Annotated in this window: 20 protein-coding genes and 1 tRNA gene; 6 read left to right on the top strand and 15 right to left on the bottom strand. The window is 67.4% G+C overall.

Features of this window, described 5'->3' with window-relative positions; translation table 11 throughout:
• Positions 1 to 7: 7 nt before the first annotated feature.
• Complete coding sequence (locus tag ACFWU5_RS19980) at positions 8 to 1,117, bottom strand: patatin-like phospholipase family protein (protein ID WP_379268201.1); 1,110 nt, start codon at positions 1,115 to 1,117, stop codon at positions 8 to 10.
• Positions 1,118 to 1,176: 59 nt separating this feature from the next.
• On the opposite strand from ACFWU5_RS19980, the gene ACFWU5_RS19985 reads away from it, so the two are divergent.
• Positions 1,177 to 1,776: a TetR/AcrR family transcriptional regulator gene (locus tag ACFWU5_RS19985; protein WP_379268202.1), complete on the top strand. Its 600-nt coding sequence runs from the start codon at positions 1,177 to 1,179 to the stop codon at positions 1,774 to 1,776.
• 94 nt (positions 1,777 to 1,870) lie between these two features.
• Here ACFWU5_RS19985 and ACFWU5_RS19990 read toward each other — a convergent pair whose 3' ends face one another.
• The 6 genes from ACFWU5_RS19990 to ACFWU5_RS20015 form a co-directional block, all read right to left on the bottom strand.
• Positions 1,871 to 2,260, bottom strand: coding sequence for a helix-turn-helix domain-containing protein (locus tag ACFWU5_RS19990; protein WP_379268203.1), 390 nt, complete (start codon positions 2,258 to 2,260; stop codon positions 1,871 to 1,873).
• 211 nt (positions 2,261 to 2,471) lie between these two features.
• Positions 2,472 to 3,653 (bottom strand): alpha/beta hydrolase family protein, encoded by a 1,182-nt coding sequence (locus tag ACFWU5_RS19995; RefSeq protein WP_379268204.1) that lies wholly within the window; start codon positions 3,651 to 3,653, stop codon positions 2,472 to 2,474.
• A 157-nt stretch (positions 3,654 to 3,810) separates the two neighbouring features.
• Entirely contained in the window at positions 3,811 to 4,275 is a 465-nt protein-coding gene (locus ACFWU5_RS20000) for a DUF5130 domain-containing protein (protein WP_379245030.1), read from the bottom strand.
• Positions 4,262 to 4,540, bottom strand: a complete 279-nt coding sequence (locus ACFWU5_RS20005; protein WP_379245028.1) for a hypothetical protein — start codon at positions 4,538 to 4,540, stop codon at positions 4,262 to 4,264. Before ACFWU5_RS20005 ends, ACFWU5_RS20000 begins: the two co-directional genes overlap by 14 nt.
• Positions 4,541 to 4,615: 75 nt before the next feature.
• The gene (locus tag ACFWU5_RS20010; protein WP_379268205.1) at positions 4,616 to 6,217 is read right to left on the bottom strand and encodes a glycoside hydrolase family 13 protein; all 1,602 of its coding nucleotides are present in this window, start codon (positions 6,215 to 6,217) and stop codon (positions 4,616 to 4,618) included.
• A 198-nt stretch (positions 6,218 to 6,415) separates the two neighbouring features.
• A complete protein-coding gene (locus ACFWU5_RS20015) occupies positions 6,416 to 6,829 on the bottom strand; it encodes a globin (RefSeq protein WP_379268206.1) in 414 nt (137 codons plus the stop codon).
• A gap of 179 nt (positions 6,830 to 7,008) precedes the next feature.
• Here ACFWU5_RS20015 and ACFWU5_RS20020 point away from each other — a divergent pair, with 179 nt between their 5' ends.
• Positions 7,009 to 7,692, top strand: a complete 684-nt coding sequence (locus ACFWU5_RS20020; protein ID WP_379245022.1) for an HNH endonuclease — start codon at positions 7,009 to 7,011, stop codon at positions 7,690 to 7,692.
• 10 nt (positions 7,693 to 7,702) lie between these two features.
• Here ACFWU5_RS20020 and ACFWU5_RS20025 read toward each other — a convergent pair whose 3' ends face one another.
• Complete coding sequence (locus tag ACFWU5_RS20025; RefSeq protein WP_379245020.1) at positions 7,703 to 8,272, bottom strand: helix-turn-helix domain-containing protein; 570 nt, start codon at positions 8,270 to 8,272, stop codon at positions 7,703 to 7,705.
• A gap of 67 nt (positions 8,273 to 8,339) precedes the next feature.
• Between ACFWU5_RS20025 and ACFWU5_RS20030 the strand changes: the two genes are divergently transcribed.
• Positions 8,340 to 9,032, top strand: a complete 693-nt coding sequence (locus tag ACFWU5_RS20030) for an AzlC family ABC transporter permease (protein WP_379268207.1) — start codon at positions 8,340 to 8,342, stop codon at positions 9,030 to 9,032.
• A 40-nt stretch (positions 9,033 to 9,072) separates the two neighbouring features.
• Positions 9,073 to 9,393: an AzlD domain-containing protein gene (locus ACFWU5_RS20035; protein ID WP_379245016.1), complete on the top strand. Its 321-nt coding sequence runs from the start codon at positions 9,073 to 9,075 to the stop codon at positions 9,391 to 9,393.
• A gap of 153 nt (positions 9,394 to 9,546) precedes the next feature.
• Here the strand turns inward: ACFWU5_RS20035 and ACFWU5_RS20040 are convergent, their stop codons facing one another.
• From ACFWU5_RS20040 to ACFWU5_RS20070, 7 genes are all read right to left on the bottom strand, one after another.
• Positions 9,547 to 10,218 (bottom strand): hypothetical protein, encoded by a 672-nt coding sequence (locus tag ACFWU5_RS20040; protein WP_379245014.1) that lies wholly within the window; start codon positions 10,216 to 10,218, stop codon positions 9,547 to 9,549.
• 4 nt (positions 10,219 to 10,222) lie between these two features.
• A complete protein-coding gene (locus ACFWU5_RS20045) occupies positions 10,223 to 10,648 on the bottom strand; it encodes an acyl-CoA thioesterase (protein WP_379245134.1) in 426 nt (141 codons plus the stop codon).
• Between the two features lie 41 nt (positions 10,649 to 10,689).
• Positions 10,690 to 15,573, bottom strand: coding sequence for an NAD-glutamate dehydrogenase (locus tag ACFWU5_RS20050; protein WP_379268208.1), 4,884 nt, complete (start codon positions 15,571 to 15,573; stop codon positions 10,690 to 10,692).
• Between the two features lie 223 nt (positions 15,574 to 15,796).
• Positions 15,797 to 17,473, bottom strand: a complete 1,677-nt coding sequence (ettA, locus tag ACFWU5_RS20055; protein ID WP_379245010.1) for an energy-dependent translational throttle protein EttA — start codon at positions 17,471 to 17,473, stop codon at positions 15,797 to 15,799.
• A gap of 58 nt (positions 17,474 to 17,531) precedes the next feature.
• Positions 17,532 to 18,098, bottom strand: a complete 567-nt coding sequence (locus ACFWU5_RS20060) for a single-stranded DNA-binding protein (protein ID WP_379268209.1) — start codon at positions 18,096 to 18,098, stop codon at positions 17,532 to 17,534.
• 121 nt (positions 18,099 to 18,219) lie between these two features.
• Positions 18,220 to 19,179, bottom strand: a complete 960-nt coding sequence (locus ACFWU5_RS20065) for a serine/threonine dehydratase (RefSeq protein WP_379268210.1) — start codon at positions 19,177 to 19,179, stop codon at positions 18,220 to 18,222.
• Positions 19,176 to 21,224: a cytochrome c oxidase assembly protein gene (locus ACFWU5_RS20070; RefSeq protein ID WP_379268211.1), complete on the bottom strand. Its 2,049-nt coding sequence runs from the start codon at positions 21,222 to 21,224 to the stop codon at positions 19,176 to 19,178. The genes ACFWU5_RS20065 and ACFWU5_RS20070 overlap by 4 nt, the downstream gene beginning before the upstream one ends.
• Positions 21,225 to 21,361: 137 nt before the next feature.
• On the opposite strand from ACFWU5_RS20070, the gene ACFWU5_RS20075 reads away from it, so the two are divergent.
• Both ACFWU5_RS20075 and ACFWU5_RS20080 read left to right on the top strand, forming a co-directional pair.
• Positions 21,362 to 21,435, top strand: a tRNA-Arg gene (locus ACFWU5_RS20075).
• Between the two features lie 203 nt (positions 21,436 to 21,638).
• Entirely contained in the window at positions 21,639 to 22,835 is a 1,197-nt protein-coding gene (locus ACFWU5_RS20080; RefSeq protein WP_379245003.1) for an MFS transporter, read from the top strand.
• The last annotated feature ends 22 nt before the right edge of the window (positions 22,836 to 22,857 follow it).

A 22,857-nucleotide genomic window follows, 5' to 3' on the forward strand; every position in this document is an offset into this window, starting at 1 on the left:
TTGCCGATCATGCGGATACCCGGTCGGCCGTGTGGATCGCGGCGGCGACCCGCGCATCGATAGCGCGACGGGCCGCGGCCAGGGTGGCGGGGCGCCGGACGGCGTCCATGAAGTTGGGGCCCATCGCGGCGAGTTCCTCGCGACCCGGTTCGACACGGATCACGCGGGTGCCCGCCGCCCGCAGCAGGGCGATTTCACGGTCGAGGCCGCGGGTCATCTGTGCGCGCAGCAGCCGCTCGACGCGGTCGACACCGGTGGCCGGGGCGCCACCTTCGGACGTCATCGGGGCGATCACCACCACCTCGTCCAGCTGCAACGGCGCCAGCAGATCGGCCGAGACCGAGGACACCGAACCGCCGTCGACGTAGTCGCGCCCGCCGATCCGCACGGTCGGAAACCAGCCGGGAATCGCCCACGAGGCGGCAATCGCGTCACCGATGTCGACCGCGTCCTGTGCGCCGACGCCTCGCCCACCGGTTGCCTCGTCGCGCACATCAGCGGCGGCTCGCGCACTCTTCGCCACATCGCGCACGTCAACGGCGGCTCGCGCGCCCTTTCCCGCATCGCGCACATCAGCGGCGGCTCGCGCACCCTTCGCCGTTTCGGCGATGTCGTGCGCGTTGGCGCCGAAAGCCACTCGCTCGCCCGTTGTCGCGTCGGCGGCGACTACCCACGTCGAGGGGTGGCTGACCCAACCCCCAGGTTCAGCCAGCGCTTGGCCGTACCGGCGCAGCCAACTCGCGTCGCCGCGGCCGCGCGGGAGCAGGCCGGCCAGGGCGGTATAGGGCGAGCGGGTGCGCAAGCCCGCGCCGACCAGGCCGATGGCGGGGAAGGCGAGGGCGGGCAGTGGGGGGAGTTTGCCCGGGTCGACGGCGACGTGAGCGGCCAGGATCGGGTCGGCGTCGGGGGTGGCGTCCAGGGCCGCGAGCAGGTCGGTGGGTGTGCGGCCCGAGCCCAGCGCGGCGACGAGTTCGGCGCCGGCGGACGTGCCGATCAAGACCTCGGCGGTGCGGATATCCCAGTTCAGCGCGCGTTCGACGGCGTCGAGGGCGACGGCGGTCCAGGCGAAACCGAGCAGCCCTCCGCAACCGATGGCCACGCCACGTCGTGTAGTCATGTTTCGAATACTAACGGTATTCGAGTTCCAGCGGTAGCCCATTTGCTAAACTCCTGCACATGGCCAGGATGACGCGCAAGGAGTCGCACGCACTCACTCGTGAGCGTCTGGTCGAAACGGCCACCCGCCTGTTCCTGGCCGACGGCTACAACGTGACCTCGCTGGAAAAGGTCGCTACCGAGGCCGGGTTCTCCAAGGGCGCGGTCTATTCCAACTTCGCGACCAAACACGAACTTGGCCTGGCCGTGCTCGACGTGGTGCACGTGCAGCGGGCGGAGTCGCTGATCGCCGCGATGCTGGCGCACGACACCATGGCCGAGCGCATCGAAGGTTTCGCGCGGTGGGCCGACGAGAATATCGGTGATGTCGGCTGGACCGCGCTGGAAGTCGAGTTCGCCACCAGCACCCGGCACATGCCCGAGGTGCGCGCCGAGCTCGCGAAACGGCGAAGCGGCCTCACCGCGATGCTGGCCACGGTGGTCCGCGCACAAGCCGACGAGCACGGGCTCGAGCTCACGATGTCGCCGGAAGACGCTGCGCTGCAATTACTTTCGATGGGCATCGGCCTAGGCGTGCAACGCGCGATCGACCCCGAACTGCCGGTCAGCGCGATCGTGGACCTGCTCCGCAGCCAGATCGCTTCGGTCCGCACAGCCTGAGCCGCACCGACCTGGACGATTGATCACCAGGCAACCACGCAAACATCGCGCGAGAGAGAAAATCCCTCATAGCCTGGTGATCTTGATCCGCCGATCAGGCGGCCAGCAAGACCGCGTTCGGCGCCATCGGAACGGACCTGATCTGCGCGATCTGACGTTGTCCGCCCAGCACCACCGCACGCGCGGGCACCAGCGCGGACTTGCGCATCGATTCCGCCACCTGGGCGACGAGTTCACCCAACGAAGTGCCAAGGGCCCCCGCGAGCGCCGCGATCATCTCGCTCGACGGCTCCTTACGCCCGCGTTCGACCTCGGACAGATACTGCGGCGAAATACCCGCCCGACCTGCGGTATCCACCAGCGTGCAGCCCTGCTCCAAGCGCAGCGCACGCAGGCGTTCGCCCAGCGCCTCACGCCACAGAGGTTCAGGCTGCCGTTCCCCACGTCCGCCTGGAATCACCCGCAACCCGCTGTGCTCGCCCATACCCGCCAGCGTAGAACTCGCGAGCCGAATCCCCGCGGTCATCTGCTCTGGGCGTAACCCGAACCGGCCCCCGCTCGAGCGCACCGATACGTCTCTTCAAGGGGCCCGCCCTGATCTGGACTGAGTGGAGGGTGCGACGAAGGAGTACCCGGAGGGAGGGAAGATCAGGGGCCCGAAGGGCCCCGCTCGAGCGCGCCAGCGCTCCAAAGACTCAGAAAAGCTTGTCTGCCCAGCTCAGTGCATCGGCGAAGGACGCCGACACGATGTGACTGTGGTCGACGTCGTCGTACTTGCGGTAGTCGACCGATTCCCCACGTCCCTGCTGTTCGCGAACCATGTCATCGGTCGATGCCAGCGGAACCGTGAGATCGGACTTACCCTGCAGCACCAGCACCGGAACGGTGAATCGCAAGCCGCCCGGGTCGTTGTCGTCGAGCACGCGCAGCAGCCCGGACACATCACCGTCGGAGGTGAACACGTCCTTCGGCGACAGTCCGCCCCATTGATCGCGCAGTCCGCCGGTGCATTCGGCGTCGGCGACCGGCAGCAGCGACCGGGCGCGGTCGGTGAGGAAGCGTGCCGGATCGACGTCGGTGATGGTCTGGGCGCCGCGCACCAGCAGGGGCACGTAGATCGAGATGTCGCCCGTGCCGAGTTTGCCCAGCGGGTTCGACGCCGCCCATTTCGCCATGCGGACCTGTTCGCCCAGATGCGAGGCGGGCGCGAGCGCGATGGCGCCCAGCAGCGGCGAGGCGGGGGCCCAACCGGCGGAGTCCGCGGCGGCGAACAGGGCCGCGTGACCGCCCTGCGAGTGCCCCATCGCCACCCAGCGCGCACCGACGGTTTTGTCGACTTCCCGTGCCGCGGTAGCGATATCGGCCATCGCGCGATGTTCGGTCTCGCCGATCAGGTAGCCGTGATCGCCGGGCGTACCCAGTCCCACATAATCGGTCCTGGCCACCGCGTACCCTTCGGCAACCCAGCGGGCCTGCTCGTCCCGACTCGGCGTGGACCCTTCGGACCGCGACGCCGCGCACACATCGGCGACCCCGGTACTCCCTGGCGCCCAGGAGATCAGCGGCCAACCACCTTCGGGCGCAACGCCTTCGGGCACCGCCAGCGTCCCCGACACCGCGACCGGCCGTTCCTGCGCGTCCAGCGATCGGTACAGCGTCAGGAAGTTGCGGGCCCCCGGCACGGCGTGCGACCCGGACAGCGGCTGCGAACGGATCACCGAACCACGCGGTCCCGGAATCGATTCCGCGCTGGGGTTGTAGAACTCCGACAAAGGAGCGGCCGCGGCGAATTCGACCGGCGTGCTGTCGTCGGCGCAGGCCGAAGCGGTCAACGCCAGGCAAGCCGCCACGAACACCGAAGCGATACGTCTGTACAAGTTCCCCCCACTACGCCGACTGCCGATAGACCGCGGACCAGGTTACGCGAACCCCGTGCGCGACCTGGCATCCCACGGTGACCGAGCAACCTTTCCCCGCGAACACGAACGGCGCGTTCACCTTTCACAGTGAACGCGCCGCACGGTCGAAGAAGTACTAGCGACCCATCGCCGCCGACATCACGCGGACCGCGGAGATCAGGCCGTCGATCAGGTTGCCCTGACGGAACGAGGCCGACGCGGCGGTGACGCCGAGCTGGCAGATGCGGTCGTTGGCACGCTCGGCCACATCGGCACCCGAACGCACCTCGATCGCACTCTGGTTCGGGGACACCGCGATCAGCACCGAGTGGGCCGACTCCGGGGTGTTGGGCAGGATCGCGTCGGCACCGGCCGCCGGATCGGTGCCCAGGTCACCGAGGTAGATGTTGAAACGGACCTTGGTCGCGCGAGTCGCCTCGGTGAGCGCGTTGTCCAGGGCCACCCGTTCACGATCGGTGAACGGCACCTCGTCGAACATCGCACCGGGCTCGTGCACACCGGACACGCGGCCACTGCTGGTCACCACGAACCCGTGCGGCAGGTCGGCATCGACCACCGCGGGCCAATTAGAACTTGCCACTTGCCCGGCCTCCGATCAGGTCCGCATGCGCGGTTTCGAGAGCCGCATGGCTGCCATGCGGCTCGGCGGTGTGGTGACCCGCCGCGGCGGTCACCTCATCGGTAGCACTCCACAGCACCGGCCGGTGGGTCCACTTCTGCCCGAGTGCGAAGTGGGCCGGCTTCTCACCGGAGAATGGCTTACCGAGATAGGACAAGCCCGCGATCGCGAAGTAGATCGCGGCCGGGATGCCGACGAAGATCAGCACTGTCTCGAGAATGCTCACGCTGCCACGGTAGACGATGCTGTGTAGTAGTTCATCCTCCGGCCACCGGTTTCCGCCTCGCGTGTCCGTCTGCGGTTACACCAACCAGGCCGCCGCGTTCGGTGGCAACCGGTCGTCGGTGACCGGTGCGCTCGACAGCAACACCTCGCCCGGCGGCAGCTGGATCGTGTTCTCCGAGGCGTTGAGCACGCAGATCAGCCCGCCCGGACGACGGAAGGCAAGGCAGCCGTCGGGACTGCCGTACCACTCGATGCGCTGCCCGCCGAACTCCGGTCGGGTGCCGCGCAGGTCGATCGCCAACCGGTACAGCGACAGTGTCGAGTGCAGGGTTTCCAGTTGCGCTTCGACGGTGCGATCGGCCCAGTCGGCGGGGATCGGCAGCCACGGCTTACCGGTGGTGAAACCGAACGGGGTGGTGGCGCCCTCCCACGGCATCGGCACCCGGCACCCGTCGCGACCGCGTTCGGTGTGGCCCGATCGCTGCCACACCGGGTCCTGCAGAACGTCTTCGGGCAGGTCGTCGACATTGGGCAGGCCCAGTTCGGCGCCGTTGTAGATGAACACCGCGCCGGGCAGGGCGAGTTCGACCATCATCATCGCGCGCGCCCGCGCGACACCGGTTTTGCCGCCGCCGTAGCGGGTCACCTCGCGCGCGATGTCGTGGTTGGACAGCGTCCAGGTGGGCGGTGCGCCCGCGGCGGCGACCGCGTCCAGGGAGTGCGTGATCGCCTCGTGGACCTTGTCCGCGGCGAACGGGGTCTCGGCCAGCCGGAAGTTGAACGCCAGGTGCAGTTCGTCGGGGCGCACGTATTCGCCGAATCGGACGTTGTCGTCGACCCACACCTCGCCGATCGACACCGCCTGCGGGTAGTCGTTGAGCACCGTGCGGATGCGGCGGTGGATCGCGTGCACGCCGGGGTTGTTGAAGCGGGGATCGTCGTCGTCGTTGACCAACATCTTGGTCTGCACCTTGGCCATATCGGGCAGACCTTCCGGCTTGGCCATGCCGTGCGCGACGTCGAGACGGAACCCGTCGATGCCACGGTCGAGCCAGAACCGCAGGGTCTTCTCGAAATCGGCGGCGACCTCGGGATTGTCCCAGTTCAGATCGGGTTGCTCGGGCGCGAAGATGTGCAGGTACCACTGGCCCGGGGTGCCGTCGGCCTCGGTGACCCTGGTCCACGCCGGGCCGCCGAAGATGCTGGGCCAGTTGTTGGGCGGCTGCTCGCCGTTCTTCCCGCGACCGTCACGGAAGATGTACCTGGCACGCTCGGGACTGCCCGGCGACGCCTCCACCGCGGCGTGGAACCACGCGTGTTCGACGCTGGTGTGGTTGGGCACCAGGTCCATGGTCACCTTGATCTCGCGATCGTGTGCCTCGGCGATCAACGCGTCCAGTGCTTCCAGCCCACCGAACAGCGGGTCGATATCGCGCGGATCGGACACGTCGTACCCGCCGTCGGCCTGCGGTGAACGCATCACCGGACAGATCCACAACGCGTCGACGCCCAATAGCTCCAGGTACCCCATCTTCTCGCGCACCCCGCCCAGATCACCGACCCCGTCACCATCGGAGTCGGCGAACGAACGCGGATAGACCTGATAGAACACGGCCGTTTTCCACCATGGAGCGGTGCTTGCTTCCCCCGGCACCAGCGAGGCAGGTGTCTGTGTCACACGTGCAATATTGCCAAAGGTCGCCGACATTAATCATCTGAGGCGAGACTTTCTGCGAATCTGGCAAATTGCCAGCGTTCGCCACGCCGCGGCGTTACATCGTGGTAAAAGACGGCATCGGCGCGAAATCGGGCGGCCATGTTCTCGACATCAGCGAACACCGGGCACCCGTACGCTGGGTGGCGCCGCCCGTGAGGGTCAGATCGTCGAGTTCTGCAAGGAGGATGCGGCCATTTGGAAATAGTCGAGCAGGGCCTTGCGATGTTCGTTGTCCAGGATCGCGGGTTCGATCTCGCCGATGGCGATCCGCATGCACCGCATCCACGCGTCGCGTTCCAGCGGACCGATCACGAACGGGTTGTGCCGCATCCGCAACCGCGGATGCCCGCGCTCGTCGGAGTAGGTGCGCGGACCGCCCCAGTACTGCTCGAGAAACATCCGAAATCGACGCTCAGCCGGACCGAGGTCCTCTTCCGGGTACAGCGGTCGCAGGATCTCGTCGGCCGCGACCTCGCGATAGAACACCGACACCAGACGGCGAAACGTCTCCGCGCCGCCCACGGCTTCGTAGAAGGAGGTCGTTGTCTGCTCACCGGAAGTCACGCGCTCCATTGTGCCCCGGTTCGCCGCGCCCCGAACGGGTCGGTCACGAACGCGCTGCCCTTCAACCACAGTTCACCCGGAAGTTTGAAAAATAGCCGTGCAATACCGCCGGAACCATGGTCAACTGAGGGCAGTATCGGCCCCAGATACCACATGATCCTGCCAATCATGAAATTGAGGTCACGACGATGAAGCAGCGACCCAGCACTCGTTCACACGAGGTGCGTGCGCACCGACAACTCCAGCCCGCCGACGTCCACAATCGGGGCTCGGGGGCTGTTCCGCTGCACATCCTGTCCGATCACACCCATATCCCCGCGCCACTTCATCTCGCCGGAGACCACGACGCCGCCGCCTGGCGCAAACGCCGGGTCCTGCTCCTGAACGCCACCTACGAGCCACTCACCGCGCTGTCCGCGCGTCGCGCCGTCGTGCTGCTGATCTGCGCCAAGGCAGACGCTGTCCACGAAGACCCCGAAGGCCCGGTCCTGCACTCCGCGGGCTCGGCAGTGGCCATTCCGTCCGTCATCCGCCTGCGCACCTACGTGCGCGTGCCCTACCGCGCCCGCGTGCCGATGACCCGCGCCGCGCTCATGCATCGCGACCACTACCGATGCGGGTACTGCGGCGGCAAAGCCGAAACCATCGACCACGTGATCCCCCGCAGTCGCGGCGGCGAACACTCGTGGGAGAACTGCGTGGCCAGCTGCGCCCCCTGCAATCACCGCAAAGCCGACAAGATGCTGGTCGATCTGGGTTGGCACCTGCGCCACCCGCTGGTCTCGCCCAAGGGACCGCACTGGCGGCTGCTGTCGACCACCGCCGATCTGGATCCGATCTGGTTGCAGTATCTGGGCGAGGGAGCCGCCTGACACCGGCGGTTCAGGCGCTTTCGATCACCATCGTGGCCCAGGTTCCCGGTTCGAGGGCTTCGAAGATGTGCGGGAGATCGCCCAGGTAGCGGATGTAGTCGCCGGGGCGCATCTCCACGGGCTCGTCGGCCGGGCCTGCCATGGCATGACCTGCCGCGAGCACGACGTGTTCGACCACGCCGGGGGTGTGCGGGTCGGAGCGGCGGATGTGGCCGGGCTCGGCGGCGATGCGGTAGACGTCGCAGCGAGTCAGCGACTGGCCCGCTGCGAGCAACGTCACCCGGTAGTCGGCATCCGCGGACGGGACCGGCGAACCCTCGTCGGCGCGGATGACCTGAACGTTGGCGCGCGGGGGATCCAGTAGCCGGGAGAACGGCATCTCCAGCGCGACACACAGTGCCCACAGGGTTTCCAGGCTGGGATTGCCGGTGCCCGATTCCAGTTGCGACAGTGTGGATTTCGCCACACCCGCCCGGCTGGCCACCTCGGTCAGCGAGAGCCCGGCACGCGCGCGTTCACGCCGCAGCGCGGCCGCGATCACCGCCTGGGGCGGTCCGACGACAGGGTCCTGCCGGTCCATCTACGCCTCCTGGGGCCGTGCGATACCGCGTTGACTTTACCCACCCTCAGCGTTCACTATAAACAACATGCGTTCGATATGGCGAACACTCGACCGGGGAACCGCGGCTGCCGTAGCCGCGGCGTGCTTTGCCGTTGGCCTGTTCGGAGTGTCCTACGGTGCGTCCACGATCGCGGCCGGATTCCCGATGTGGATGCCGATCGTGATGGCGGTGACGGTGCTGGCAGGCGGGTCGGAACTGTTGTTCTTCGGCATCGTCGCCGCCGGTGGCAGTCCCCTGGCGGCGATGGTGGCCGGTCTGCTGCTCAACGCGCGGCATCTGCCGTACGGGTTGGCGGCGCCGGAAGTGTTCGGGCAGGGCTGGAAACGCGCACTGGGCATCCACATGCTCAACGACGAATCGGCGGCCTTCGCCGCGGCACCCGGCAATCCTGAACGCAAACGCGCCGCGTATTGGGCCTGCGGGATCGGCGTGGCGCTGTGCTGGCCGCTCGGCGCGACCCTCGGTGCCGCCCTGGGCTCGCTGGTGCCCGACACTTCCGCGCTCGGCTTGGACGCGGTGTTCCCGGTGATTCTGCTGGCCTTGATCCTGCCCGCGCTGCGCGACCGGGCGACGTTGCGTCCAGTGCTGGTCGGGGCCGGAGTGGCCGTGGTGGTCGCGCCGTTCGTCCCGGCGGGTCTGCCGATCCTGATCGCACTGTGCGGACTGGTGTTCGCGTTGCGCACGCCTGCACCCGTGGCCGAGGCGGTAGCGGCATGACTCTTCGTCCGACCGCCGCTTCGATCAGTACGGAAATGACATGAGCGCGCCGTACCTGCTCCCCGCGATGCTGGCCCTGGCGGTGGGAACCTACGCCCTGCGCTGGACCGGACCCGCGATGCGCCATCGACTACGCCTGTCCCCCAAGGCAATACACCTGCTGGACACCGGCGCCCTCATCCTGCTCGCAGCCCTGGTAGCCACCGCGACCCTGCCCACCGGCTCCGACCACATGGGCATCGCGCTACCCGCGGGCGTCGCCGTCGGCGGCCTGCTCGCCTGGCGCCGCGCTCCACTGCTGGTCACCGTGTTGGCCGCGGCAACGACAACGGCCCTGCTGCGACTGGTGGGCGTTCACTGACCCCAAACCACTAAGCCCGCACCACCCATGCCCGGCGGGCGGCAGCGGCACCCTGCAAACCCAAAATCCGCCATGACAGCAATTCAGCTGGGCGACCCCAATCCGCCACGGCAGCAATTCAGCTGGGCGACCCCAATCCGCCACGGCAGCAATTCAGCTGGGCGACAAAGGAATCCCGCCGCCCAGACGCCGTGCCACCGACCCATACCGGGCATCCAACCGCAACCACGTCCGCGTGGCCCGAACCCGAACCAACTCCGACGGCTGAATACGCCGCGACTCAGTCTTCTCCCCCGCGTGCGGAATGAAGTCCATCGCGGTGAGCGCGAACACGACCCGCATCGGGACCTGAACCTCGAGATCGTCCGCGCCGGTCACGGTGAGCACCGACTGATCCAGCAGCGAAGCGGGCGGCCCCTTGGGACCACCGTGATCGCGGGCCACCTCGGCCCCACGCTCGGCCAACTCGACCAGCGTCCGAGCGGGCACATCGTCGACGTGGGTGAAGCCGTCGGTCGGCGGCAGCGCGCCCCGCCATGCGGAATCCATCGAGTACCCGAGGTCGATCGGATGACCGGTGCTCAATCCCGCCAGGACCATGTCGGCTCCGACGGTGACATCGTCGACCCCGAGTTCGGCGGTGATCGTGCGCACTGCCAGGGTCTCGAAACCTGTTGTCACCCAAGCGGAGACGAGACTGGAGCCGCGCCGCCGCAGCCGAACCACCGCGGCGGGGTCGAGGCGGAGAGCGCGGGTGAGAAACGTCGCCAGGTTCTCGCGTTCCGCCGGGTCGGGTGTGTGCAGTACCCGCTGTTCAGAACTCACGAAATCAGGCCCGCCACAACGCGAGATAGTCGCGTTCGGTCTCGCTGAGCCTGCGCAAACGCTGGGTGTCGATGTCGAACGCGGCCAGCTGGGTGGTCGCGATGACCGCGGGCGGCGAATCGGGGGCCGCGCCGTTGGCCCGCACCTCGTAGCCGATCGTGAAATCGACCGCGCGCAACTGCTTGACCCACATCGCGATATCCAGCGGTGTGTCCTCGTGCCGCAACTGCCCGCGGTACTTCACGTGCAGGTCGACCAGCACACAACCCTGGCGCCCCATCGACGCCGTCGGCTTGTCGTCGTCGAACAGCCACGGAATCCGTGCCTCTTCCAACAGGGTCACCATTCGGGCGTGGTTGACGTGCTGGAACACGTCCATATCCGACCAGCGGATCTCGACCTTGGCGTGAAAACGCTGCGGCAGCACCAGGTCTGCCGCGGGCGTGGCGGTGTTGCCGTTCGGCGAACTCGTCACCGTACCTCCGATTGGGCGCCCACCCCGCTCACCATGCTCCGCACCTGTCGTGCGGCAACCGACAGTGTGGCGAGGTCGTGGGTCCCGGACTCGAACAGTTCCGACAGTGCCGCGCGCGCACGGCCGAGTCGGGACTGGTTCTTCGACTCCCAGTATGCAATTTTCTCGTCGGCGGTTTCCTCCGGGTCACCCGCGGACAGCACATCCAGGGTCAGCGAGCGCAGCGAACCGTACATGTCGTCGCGCAGGGCAAGGCGAGCCAGCGCGTGCCAGCGGTCGCCGCGTTCGAGGTGGCTCACCGCCTCGAGCAGCCAGTCGATCTTGAGATGCTCGTTCAGGGCGTAGTACAGCGCGCCTACTTCGGCACCGTCACGATCGGTGATGTCGGCGATATCGACGATGTCCAACAGCGGGTACAACCCCAGCAGTCCGAACACCTCGGTGGCCAGGTCGGTCGGGGCCCCGCGCGCGATCAGCTCGGCCGCGCCCTGGGTGAGCGAGGTGACGTGATGCCCACGCAACCAGCCGGGCACCTGCGGTGCCAGCTCCTGCACTCGGCGGTGATACCGATTGATCTCCGCGCCGACCGCGACCGGCTGCGGGCGGTTGCTCAGCAGCCAGCGCGAGGCGCGGTCCAGGGTCCGCTTGGACTCCAGTTCGAGCAGATCGCGCACCGCGGTCGGGGCGTCGGCGCTGCGGATGCGCGACCAGATGTCGTGCAGCCCGAAGATCTCGGTGACCGCGGCGAACGCGCGCACGGTGTCGGTGGTGGTGGCCCCGACTTCCTCGTTGAGACGATGCGCGTAGGTGATGCCGCCGTAGTCCACGACCTCGTTGACGATCATCGTGGTGACGATCTCGCGGCGCAGCCGGTGCTTCTTGATCGCCGCGCCGAACCGTTCCCGCAGCGGGGTCGGGAAATACAGCGGCAGGGTGCTGGCGAAGAAGGCGCTGTCGGGCAGGTCGGTGTCCAGCAGATCGGCTTTGAGTCCCAGCTTCACGTGCGCGAGCAGGTTGGCCAGCTCCGGGGAGGCCAGGCCCGTGCCCTCGTCGTGGCGGCGGGCCAGTTCCGCGGGCGACGGCAGCGCTTCCAGTTCCCGGTCCAGACCGCGTCGCCGTTCCAGGTCGGCGATCACGCGGCCGTGCACGGTGAGCATGTGCGGTGCGTCGGTGCGGGAGATGCCGATCAACACGTTCTGATCGACGTTGTCGTGCAACACCATTGCCGCGACTTCGTCGGTCATCGAGGCCAGCAGCGGATTACGGTCGGCGGGGTCGAGTCCGCCCGCGCTGACCACGCCGTCGAGCAGGACCTTGATATTGACCTCGTGGTCGGAGCAGTCAACGCCCGCGGAATTGTCCAGGGCATCGGTGTTCATCTTGCCGCCGTTGCGGCAGAACTCGATTCGACCCAGGGCGGTGGCACCCAGGTTGCCACCTTCGCCGATCACCTTGACCCGCAACTGGTTTCCGTCGACTCGCACCGCGTCGTTGGACTTGTCGCCCACGTCGGCATTGGTTTCCGAGCTCGCCTTCACGTAGGTGCCGATGCCGCCGTTCCACAGCAGCTGCACCGGCGCGAGCAGGATCGCGCGCACCAGTTCCGGCGGCGACAGCGTCTGCACCGAATCGGGCAGGCCCAGCGCGACACGGGCCTGCGGCGAGATCGGCACCGACTTCACGGTCCGCTCGAACACGCCGCCGCCCTCGCTGATCAGGCTGCGGTCGTAGTCGGCCCACGACGATCGCGGCAGCGCGAACAGCCGTTCGCGTTCGGCGAAGGAGGTGGCGGCGTCGGGGTTCGGGTCGAGGAAGATGTGGCGGTGGTCGAAGGCGGCGACCAACCGGATGTGCGGGGACAGCAGCATCCCGTTGCCGAACACGTCACCGCTCATGTCGCCGACGCCGACGACGGTGAATTCCTGGCTCTGGGTGTCGATGTCCATCTCGCGGAAGTGGCGTTTGACCGCTTCCCACGCACCCTTGGCGGTGATGCCCATCGCCTTGTGGTCGTAGCCGACCGAGCCGCCGGAGGCGAACGCGTCGCCCAGCCAGAAGCCGTAGTTCTGCGCCACCTCGTTGGCGATATCGGAGAAGCTGGCGGTGCCCTTGTCCGCGGCGACCACCAGGTAGGTGTCGTCGCCGTCGCGGCGAACGACCCGGTCCGGCGGCAGCACCGCGCCGGTGGCCAGGTCGACATTGTCGGTGACGTCGAGCAACCCGGAGATGAACGTGCGATAGCAGGCGATGCCCTCGGCGATGCCGGCCTGACGGTCCACGGTCGGGTCGCCGGTGGCCGCGGGCGGACGTTTCACCACGAAACCGCCCTTGGCGCCCACGGGCACGATGACCGCGTTCTTCACCGCCTGCGCCTTGACCAGGCCCAGGATCTCGGTGCGGAAGTCTTCCAGGCGATCGGACCAGCGCAGCCCACCGCGCGCGACCGAGCCGAACCGCAGGTGCACACCCTCCACGCGCGGCGAGTACACGAAGATTTCGAATTGTGGTCGCGGCTTGGGCAATTCGGCGATCTCGCGCGGTTCCACCTTCAACGCCAGGTAGTCGCGCGGTCGGCCGTCGGCGTCCACGACGTAGTTGTTGGTGCGCAGGGTGGCCTTGATCAGGCCGAGGATGGCGCGCAGGATGCGGTCGGCGTCCATGCTGACCACGTCGTCGATCCCGGCCCGCACCCGTGCCTCGATCGCCACGGCCTTGTCGACCGAGACCGTGTCCGGATCGAATCGGGCGGCGAACAGGTCGACGAAATCGCGCGCGACCTCCGGATGCGCCAGCAGCACCCGCGCGATATTGGCCTGCGAGTACGGAAATCCGGCCTGCTGCAGGTATTTCGCGTACGCGCGCAGGATCGCGACCGACCGCCACGGCAGCCCGGCGCGCAGCACGAGTTCGTTGAGGCCGTCGGCTTCGGCGCGGCCGTACCAGACCGCCTCGAACGCCTCGGTGAAGCGGGTGCGCAGTGCGTCGGCTTGGCCGGGCGCCTCGAGCAGCAGTGCGGCGTCCAGGTCACCGCCCAGGGCGTTGCGCAGCAGTTCCGGACGCGCCTGCAGGCCGAAGTCGTAGATCCAGCGCTCGGTGCCGCCTTCGCGTTCGAGCTGGTAGGGCCGTTCGTCGACCACTTCCACGCCCAGGCTCTGCAGCACGGGCAGCACCTGACTCAGCGACACCCCGGTGCCCGCGATGTACAGGCTGAACCGCCACGAACCGGGCGCCGCCTCTGGCCTGCGGTACAGGTACTGGTCGATGCCGCCCTCGGCGAGGTGCTCGAGGCGCACCACATCGGCCAGCGCGCGATCGGGCGCGAAGTCCTCCTTGTAACTTTCGGGCAGTGCCTCCGAATACCGTTTCACCACAGCGGGATCGATCAGCGTCGAGGACGCGACCGCGTCACCGATGCGGTCGTCCCAGGTGTGGCTGGCGTCGTTCAGCAGGGTCTGCAGCCGCAGCCGGTTGTCCTCGGACGTATCAGGGGCGGCAACACCTTTGGCTTCGGCGGGCAGCATCACCGTGAAATACACACTGGCGAGCTCACTTTCGCTCACCCGTGCCGAATAGTCGATGTCCACCCCGCCCAGTTCCGCGACCAGGATCTCCTGCATTTCCAGGCGCACCGCGGTGGTGTAGCGGTCGCGCGGCAGGTACACCATGCAGGCCACGAAGCGGCCGTACCCGTCGCTGCGCAGGAAAAGCCTTACCTGCCTGCGCAATCCGACACCCAGCACCGCGACCGCAGTGCGGCGCATGGCATCGGTGTCGGCGGAGAACAGTTCGGTGCGCGGGAACGACTCGATCACCTCGAGCATCGCCTGCCCGGAGAACGAATCCTTGTCGAAGCCCGCACCCTCGATCGCGGTGCGCACCCGGCGGTTGATCACCGGGATGTCGAGCACGTTCTCGTGCACCGCGCTCACGGTGAACACCCCGATGAACAGGTGCACACCCACCACCGCGCCCGCGGCGTCGACATCGGCGACGCCGACGAAGTACGGGTACACCGAGCGGTGCACGGTCGCGCGCACCAGGCCCTGGGTGAGCAGCAGCAGCGGCCGGTCCTCGCCGTTGATGGGCACCTGGAAGTCGGTGCCGATATCGGGGCGAAGCACCCCCAGGCTCGCGCCGGGCACCGGCGTGGACACGGTGTGCCCGTCGCGGACCTCGCGCCGGTAGCGGGCATACCCGAGCAGCGTGAAATTGCCCGCAGCCAACCAGCGCAGCAACTGCGCGCAATCGGCCACCTCGACCGCGGGGAACGGCGTAGAGCTCGAGTCTGCGGCCCGATCGAGCTCGTCGGCCAGCGAACTCTGTACTGCGGCCATGGCTTCGGTGTCGTCGATCACCTGGCGCACATCGGCGATCACCTCGGGCATGGTGCGCTCGATGTCGTCGAGCTGCGCCCGGCTGGTCGAGGGGTGCAGCTGCAGGTGCATCCACGACTCGGTGAGCCCGGTGGCCCCGTTGCCGTCCACTTCGTGCGCCGCCGCGCCGGTGAGGTCTCCGTCGGCGTCGCGGGTGACCTCGAAGATCGGGTGGATCACCTCGGACACGGTGACCTGCATGCGGCCAAGCGCCGCGGTGATCGACTCCACCAGCAGCGGCATGTCGTCGGTGACCACCTGCACCGCCGCGCCCATCCCCGTGCCGTCGTCGGGGTGGTGCACGCGGACCTTGGCGTTGCCCGGCCGCCGGACCGCGGCCAATTCCATGTGGTGCCGGAAGATCTGGGTGATTCCAGGGATCGGGAAGTCGATGTCGCCGGCGTCCACGTGTCGGAAGTACGCCTGCTCGAGAGTCGCGAGATCGCCGCGCAGACTCTGCGGCATTCCCGCGGCCCACGCCGCGCTCGAGATTTCCGAGACCGTCATCGCTTAGCCAACTCCCATGGTTGTGGATCGCTTCGATTTCGCAACGCTTGTGGCGCGAATTCGAGACTAGCGGCGGGTAGACGAACACGCTGTGGGAATTTTCGCTTGCCGCGCCGGTAACTTGCGCAACACCGGATGAACGGCAGACGGCACCGACGCAGACGGCCCGGCGGATCGACCATTCACAGATCGTTCCACCGGGCCGTCACACCGACCGCGAGAATCAGTCGCGGGTCAGCTTGCGGTGCGTAACACGGTGCGGGCGTGCGGCTTCCGCGCCCATGCGCTCGATCTTGTTCGCCTCGTAGGCCTCGAAGTTGCCTTCGAACCAGTACCACTTGGCGTCGTTGTCGTTGTCGCCCTCCCACGCCAGGATGTGGGTGCAGGTGCGATCGAGGAACCACCGGTCGTGGGAGATCACCACGGCGCAGCCGGGGAACTGGTCCAGCGCGTTCTCGAGCGAACTGAGGGTTTCCACGTCCAGGTCGTTGGTCGGTTCGTCGAGCAGGATCAGGTTGCCGCCCTCTTTGAGGGTCAGCGCCAGGTTCAGACGGTTGCGCTCACCACCGGAGAGCACACCGGCCGGCTTCTGCTGATCCGGACCCTTGAAGCCGAACGCGCTGACGTAGGCGCGCGAGGGCATCTCCTGGTTGCCGACCTGGATGAAGTCCAGGCCTTCGGACACGACCTGCCAGACGTTCTTCTTCGGGTCGATGCCGCCACGGTTCTGGTCGACGTAGCTGAGCTTGACCGTCTCGCCGACCTTCACCTCGCCGCTGTCGGCGGATTCGAGACCGACGATGGTCTTGAACAGCGTGGTCTTACCGACACCGTTGGGCCCGATGACGCCGACGATGCCGTTGCGCGGCAGCGTGAACGACAGGTCCTTGATGAGCTGGCGATCGCCGAAGCCCTTGTCCAGGTTCGACACGTTGACCACGATGTCGCCCAGGCGCGGACCCGCGGGGATCTGGATCTCCTCGAAGTCCAACTTGCGGTGCTGCTCGGCCTCGGCCGCCATCTCTTCGTAGCGACCCAGGCGAGCCTTGTTCTTGGCCTGACGGGCCTTGGCGCCGGAGCGCACCCAGGCCAGTTCGTCCTTGAGCCGCTTCTGCAGCTTCTGGTCCTTCTTGCCCTGCACCTCGAGGCGCTGCGCCTTCTTCTCCAGGTAGGTGGAGTAGTTGCCCTCGTAGGGGTAGGCACGGCCACGGTCGAGTTCGAGGATCCACTCGGCGACGTTGTCGAGGAAGTACCGGTCGTGGGTCACGGCCAGCACGGCGCCCGGGTAGTCGGCGAGGTGCTTCTCCAGCCACAGCACGCTCTCGGCGTCGAGGTGGTTGGTCGGTTCGTCCAGCAGCAGCAGATCGGGCTTGCTCAGCAGCAGCTTGCACAGCGCGACACGGCGGCGCTCACCACCGGAGAGGTTGGTGACCGGCGCGTCCGGCGGCGGGCAGCGCAGCGCGTCCATGGCCTGTTCGAGCTGGGAGTCGACATCCCACGCGTCGGCGTGGTCGAGGAACTCCTGCAGCTGGCCCATTTCGTCCATGAGCTCGTCGGAGTACTCGGTGGCCATCAGTTCGGCGATCTCGTTGAACCGGTCCAGCTTGACCTTGACCTCGCCCAGGCCCTCTTCCACGTTGCCGCGGACGGTCTTCTCTTCGTTCAGATCGGGTTCCTGCATGAGGATGCCGACCGTGGCGCCCGCGCCGAGGAACGCCTCACCGTTGTTGGGCCGGTCCAGTCCCGCCATGATCTTCAGCACGCTGGATTTACCGGCGCCGTTGGGACCAACGACACCGATTTTGGCGCCGGGAAGGAAGTTCAAGTACACGTCGTCGAGGATGACTTTGTCGCCGTGTGCTTTGCGAACCTTGATCATCTGATAAATGAACTCAGCCATACGCGCAAGCCTATCGGTGGAGGAAACAGGGAAGGGACCAGTGCCGCGGAACCGACCCTCAAGCGTCGACCTGCTCGACACCGTTGGCGCTTGGCACCACGTCCGGCGATCGCGCGGGGACAGCATCCGCCACGGTCGTAGAGGCTACGGCAACGGGGTCGGTCGACGCATACCCGGTGGCAGCGTCGTCGGCCTTCGGTAGGGCAGCGCTACCCGCGTCGGAGATATTGCGCACCGTCGCGTGTGGCAGCGATCGCAGACCCTCCGACCGGCGAACAACGCTGGCATGGCAGCGCGCCAGATCTGGCCCCACCGCGATCGCGCGCATCTCCAGATCCCGCCGATCGGTGCCGTCCTTGCCGCGATACTCGTTGGACCGCAGCTGCCCGTAGGCGATCACCGGATCACCCCGATGCAACGACTGATCCACCCCCGCCACCAGCCTTCGCCAACAACTGACCGTGAGATACAAAGTCCCGTTGTCGGTCCACTCCCCCGCTTTGGCGTCGAACCGTCGTGCGTTGCTCGCCATTCGGAAAGTCAGCATCTGCTCCCCGGTGCTCAGATCGCGCCGCACCGGTTCTGTGATGACGGTCCCGATCACCGTCGAGTGTGCCTCGTACATCGTGCCCGCCCCCCGCTCGATTCCTGTTGCTCTGACCACTCAAGGATGACGTGGAAATGCACAGGTGGCAGGCGCCCAGCCGATCTGTGGATAAGTTTCTCGGTTGTGGATATCGCGTGTGTCAGAGCACCGGAAGTTCGGTATTCGCCCCGCACAGGACCACAATCGGCCGCACACCGGGTGCCGGCGTGTACATCCCGCTCTGCACCGCGGCCAGCGCCGCAGCACCCTCGAGCTCGACCACCACACGGAATTCGCGCCACAGATACTCCCGAGCAGCAGCGACCGCGTCGTCGGCGACCGACAGCACCGGCATCTGATGCCGCTGGGCGATATCGAAGGCGATATCGCCGACCCGCGTCGCGCACAGCACCTCGGTCGCCTCGATATCCACCGGCCCGCCCGCCTCGAGCGCCGCCGACAACACCGGCAGGTGCTCGGATTCGACCCCGATGATCTGCCTGCGTTTACCCAGCGCCGCACCCAGACCCGCGATCAACGCACCGCCGCCGACCGCGGCCAGCACCGGCGGCCGCCCGCGCACCTGTTCTTCCAGCTCGAGCCCGACAACTCCGGCACCCGCGACCACGGCGGGCATGTCATAGGCGTGCAGATGGTCGGCCCCACGCTCGGCGGCCAGGCTCACCGCACGTTCCTGCGCCTGCGCGTAAGTCGTTCCGTGCCACAGCACTTCGGCCCCGTGCGCCCACATCGCGGCAACCTTGGTGTGCGGCGCGGACTCGGGCACCACGATCGTGCATTCCTTGCCCAACTGCGCGGCGGCCAACGCGACCGCGATCCCCGCATTCCCCGCCGAAGCGACCACCACCTGGTCGGCCCCGTCGTCGGCAGCGAGCAGAGCATTGAGGGCACCACGCACAGTGAAAGTGCCACCATGCTGCAGGAATTCCATCTTCAGCGATACCGGCACCGGCCCGTGCGGCCCCTCCACACTCGTGTGGAACACCGGCGTCTTACGCACCCGTCCGGCCAGCCGACGTCGCGCTTCCCGAACGTCGGTGCGCAACACCCGTTCCGGTTCGGTGCGTCGCGTCGATTCACCGGACTGCACACCGGTCACCGACGGACCTCGCGGTCGCGGCGGGCCAGCTCGGAGTACATCGCGTTGTAGGCGGTCAGTTCCGCGTCGTTGTCGCGGTCGGCGGCCCGGTCGGTGCGCTTGGCCAGCCTGGTGTCGCTGCGCGACCATTGGATCAGCAGCGCCAGCATCACCACCACCAGCGGGATCTCGCCGCTGGCCCAGGCGAAACTGCCGCCGTTGCGCTGGTCAGCGAGCAGGTCGATGCGCCAGCCCAGGTCCAGCGTGCGATAGAACCAGTCGCCCAGCACCGTGGTCATGCTCATCAGCGCGATCCCGAAGAACGCGTGGAACGGCAGCGTGCCGAACACCATCGCGAGCTTGGTCAGCGGCGCCACCTCGCGCGGTTTGGGATCGATGCCGATCACCACCCAGTAGAACAGGTAGCCGCTGAGCAGGAAGTGCGTGTTCATCATCAGGTGGGCGGCGTGCGAGTCGACGTAGGCGTCGAAGATGCCGCCCAGGTACAGCGCGTAGAACCCGGCCACGAAGATCACCGACGCCACCACGGGCTGGGTGAGGAACCGGGAGACCGGGTTGTGCACGGCCGCCAGAATCCACTCGCGCGGGCCCGGCACTCCACCGCGCCCGGCGGGCGGCAACGCGCGCAGTGCCAGAGTCACCGCGCCGCCGAGGGCGAGCAGGATCGGCGCCAGCATCGACAACGCCATGTGCGCGCCCATGTGCACGCTGAACATCGCCGGCGAATACCGGCCGACACCCGACGACGTGGCCAGCAACAACACCAAACAACCGCTGCACCAGGCGATGGTCCGTCCGACCGGCCAGGCATCGCCGCGCTTGCGCAGCCGGTACACACCGAGCAGATACAGCGCGGCCAGCACGATCGCCAACGTTCCGAAGATCAGGTCGAAACGCCAGTCGAACAGCAGTCGCGTCACGGTCGGCGGTCCGGCCAGGTTGTAACCCAGCTCCACTTCGACCGGCGTCGGGATCGCCGTGGGCGGTGGAGGCGGAGTACGCCCGAGGCCGACAGCCAGGCCGATGGTCGCCGCGAAGATCAACATCTCCACCCCGGCGAAGCGAATCAGCGCACCGCGATCGCGCGAGTCGGCCGCAAGCGCAGGCAGCGCGGCGCGACGCTGCAGATAACCGATGGCACCCAGCACCAGCAACGCGGCCGCCTTCGCGAGCACGAGCCGGCCATACGTGGTCGTGAACAGATCGGAGAACGGCACCCGCACCCAGGCATTGACCACGCCGCTCAGGCCGATCACCACGATCGAGATGGTCGCGGCCACCGAGAACCGCCGAGCGGCGATATCGGTATTCGCACCCCCGCGCATCGCGTGTGCCAGCACCGCGACCAACCCGCCCACCCAAATCGAGGCCGACACCATGTGCAAAATCAGTGAATTGGTCGCCACATCGTGGGAGCCACCCGACGACGAATGCCCGGTCAATGCCAGCGGCATCATGCTCACCAGCGCACCCGCCAGCAGAACCGGCGTCCACCCCCAGCGCAACGCGCACCGGCAGCCGATCGCCACGATCAGCGCGAACAACACCGTCGTACGCCAAGCCCCCGCCACCTCGACCTGCGCGATCACCGGCCACAACATCTCCGGCCGCCACAGCGCATCCACCGGCTGACCCGTGGTATCCGACACCGTCAACGGCACCAACAGCGCCGCGCTGCCCGCCCACACCAGCGCCGCGTCCGAGGCTCGCCGCACCGCCCGATACCCGCCCGCTTCCAGCAGCCCACCATCGCGCGGCGGCAACAGAAACGCCGCGAACAGCAGCGAACCCACCGTCACCGCGGCAGCCAGATCGGCCACCGCCCGCAACGCGGGCAACCCATATGTTGTCAATGCCCCCGGATCGGGTATCCCGAGCAAACGCAGCGCGTGCGCCGCCGACAACCCGACCACCACGGCCGCGACCACCGCGGCGATACACCCGGCCATCACGCTGAGCACACCGAACGACGCCACCGAACGCGAATCCGCCGGTGTTCCGCCGTCGACGGCGGGTCCAGCGGAGCGGTCCTGCGATAACGACATGACAACGAGGGTAGTTCGGTGAGCCCCGCCACGCCCCGATGGGGCGTCCCACCGCAGCCCCCGATCACCCATCCGACCGGTCGCTATACTTTTCGAACTGGACACCTGCGCCGACTTCGGCCAAGGTGGATGCGATTGCCTCCGTAGCTCAGTTGGATAGAGCAAGAGCCTTCTAATCTCTAGGTCGCAGGTTCGATTCCTGCCGGGGGCGCATCGAACGGCCCGTTCCCTGCGGCGATATATCGCCCACCGGAGCGGGCCGTTGCTGTCGGCGGCGGCAACAGCTAGAAACCGTTCGAGTTTGCCGCCGGACCACCACCGAGTAGTACCCGCAGCTAGCCCGATTTCCACCGGGTAGCCCAAAAGTTGCGTGTTGCCGCCGTCAGCGGGCGATTCTGTGGTTTTCTAAGCGACGTGAACTCGCTACAGCCAGCGGTACGCAACGGGTCGGCGACCCTGAATCTCGCCCTTGCCACGTGGACGTCGGCGGTGAACTTCTGGGCCTGGAATCTGATCGGCCCGTTGTCGTCGCAGTATTCCCATCACATGGCGTTGAGCAGTACCGCGGCCTCGATCATGGTGGCGATGCCGATTCTGGTCGGGTCGTTGGGGCGGATCGTGTCCGGTTCGCTCACTGATCGGCTGGGTGGGCGAACGATGTTCATCGGGGTGTCGTTGGCCTCGATCGTGCCGGTGATCGCGGTCGGGATCGCGGGGCAGGTCGAGTCCTATCCCCTGATGTTGGCGTTCGCGTTCCTGCTCGGTATTCCCGGCACGATTTTCGCGGTCGGGATTCCGTTCGCCAATTCCTGGTACGTGCCCGCGCGGCGCGGGTTCGCCACCGGCGTGTTCGGGGCGGGCATGGTCGGGACCGCGGTGTCGGCGTTCTTCACGCCGCGCTTCGTGAACTGGTTCGGACTGTTCCCGACGCATCTGATCGTGGCGGTCGTGCTCGCGGTGACGGCGGGTGCGTGCATCGCGTTCATGCGCAACTCACCGGACTTCACCCCGAGTACAGATCCCGTGCTGCCCAAGCTGCGCGCGGCGATGAAACTCGCGGTGACCTGGGAGATGTCGTTCCTGTACGCGGTGGTGTTCGGCGGGTTCGTGGCGTTCAGTTCGTATCTGCCCACCTACATCACCAATGTGTACGGGTTCGCCTCGGTGGACGCGGGCACCCGCACCGCCGCGTTCGCGCTCGCCGCGGTGATCGCCCGGCCCGTCGGTGGCGCGCTGTCGGACCGGATCGCGCCGAAGTACATCGTGGTCGTCTCGCTGGCGGGCACCGCGGTCATGGCGGTGGTGGCCGCGTTCAAACCGCCCGCCGATGTCGCTTCGGCCGCCACGTTCATCACCCTGGCGTTGTTCCTGGGGATCGGGACCGGTGGCGTGTTCGCGTGGGTGGCGCGGCGCACGCCCGCGTCCAGTGTCGGCAGTGTCACCGGCGTCGTGTCCGCGGCCGGTGGTCTGGGCGGCTATTTCCCGCCGCTGATCATGGGCATCACCTACAACGAGGCCAGTCACAGTTACGCCGTGGGCCTGCTGCTGCTCGCGGCGACGGCGCTGGCGGCCCTGATCTACACCGTGGTCAAACTGCGCGCCGTCGAGTAATTCGGTCCGATTCGTCGAAGGA

The organism is Nocardia sp. NPDC058640, assembly GCF_042716995.1.
GTDB lineage: Bacteria > Actinomycetota > Actinomycetes > Mycobacteriales > Mycobacteriaceae > Nocardia.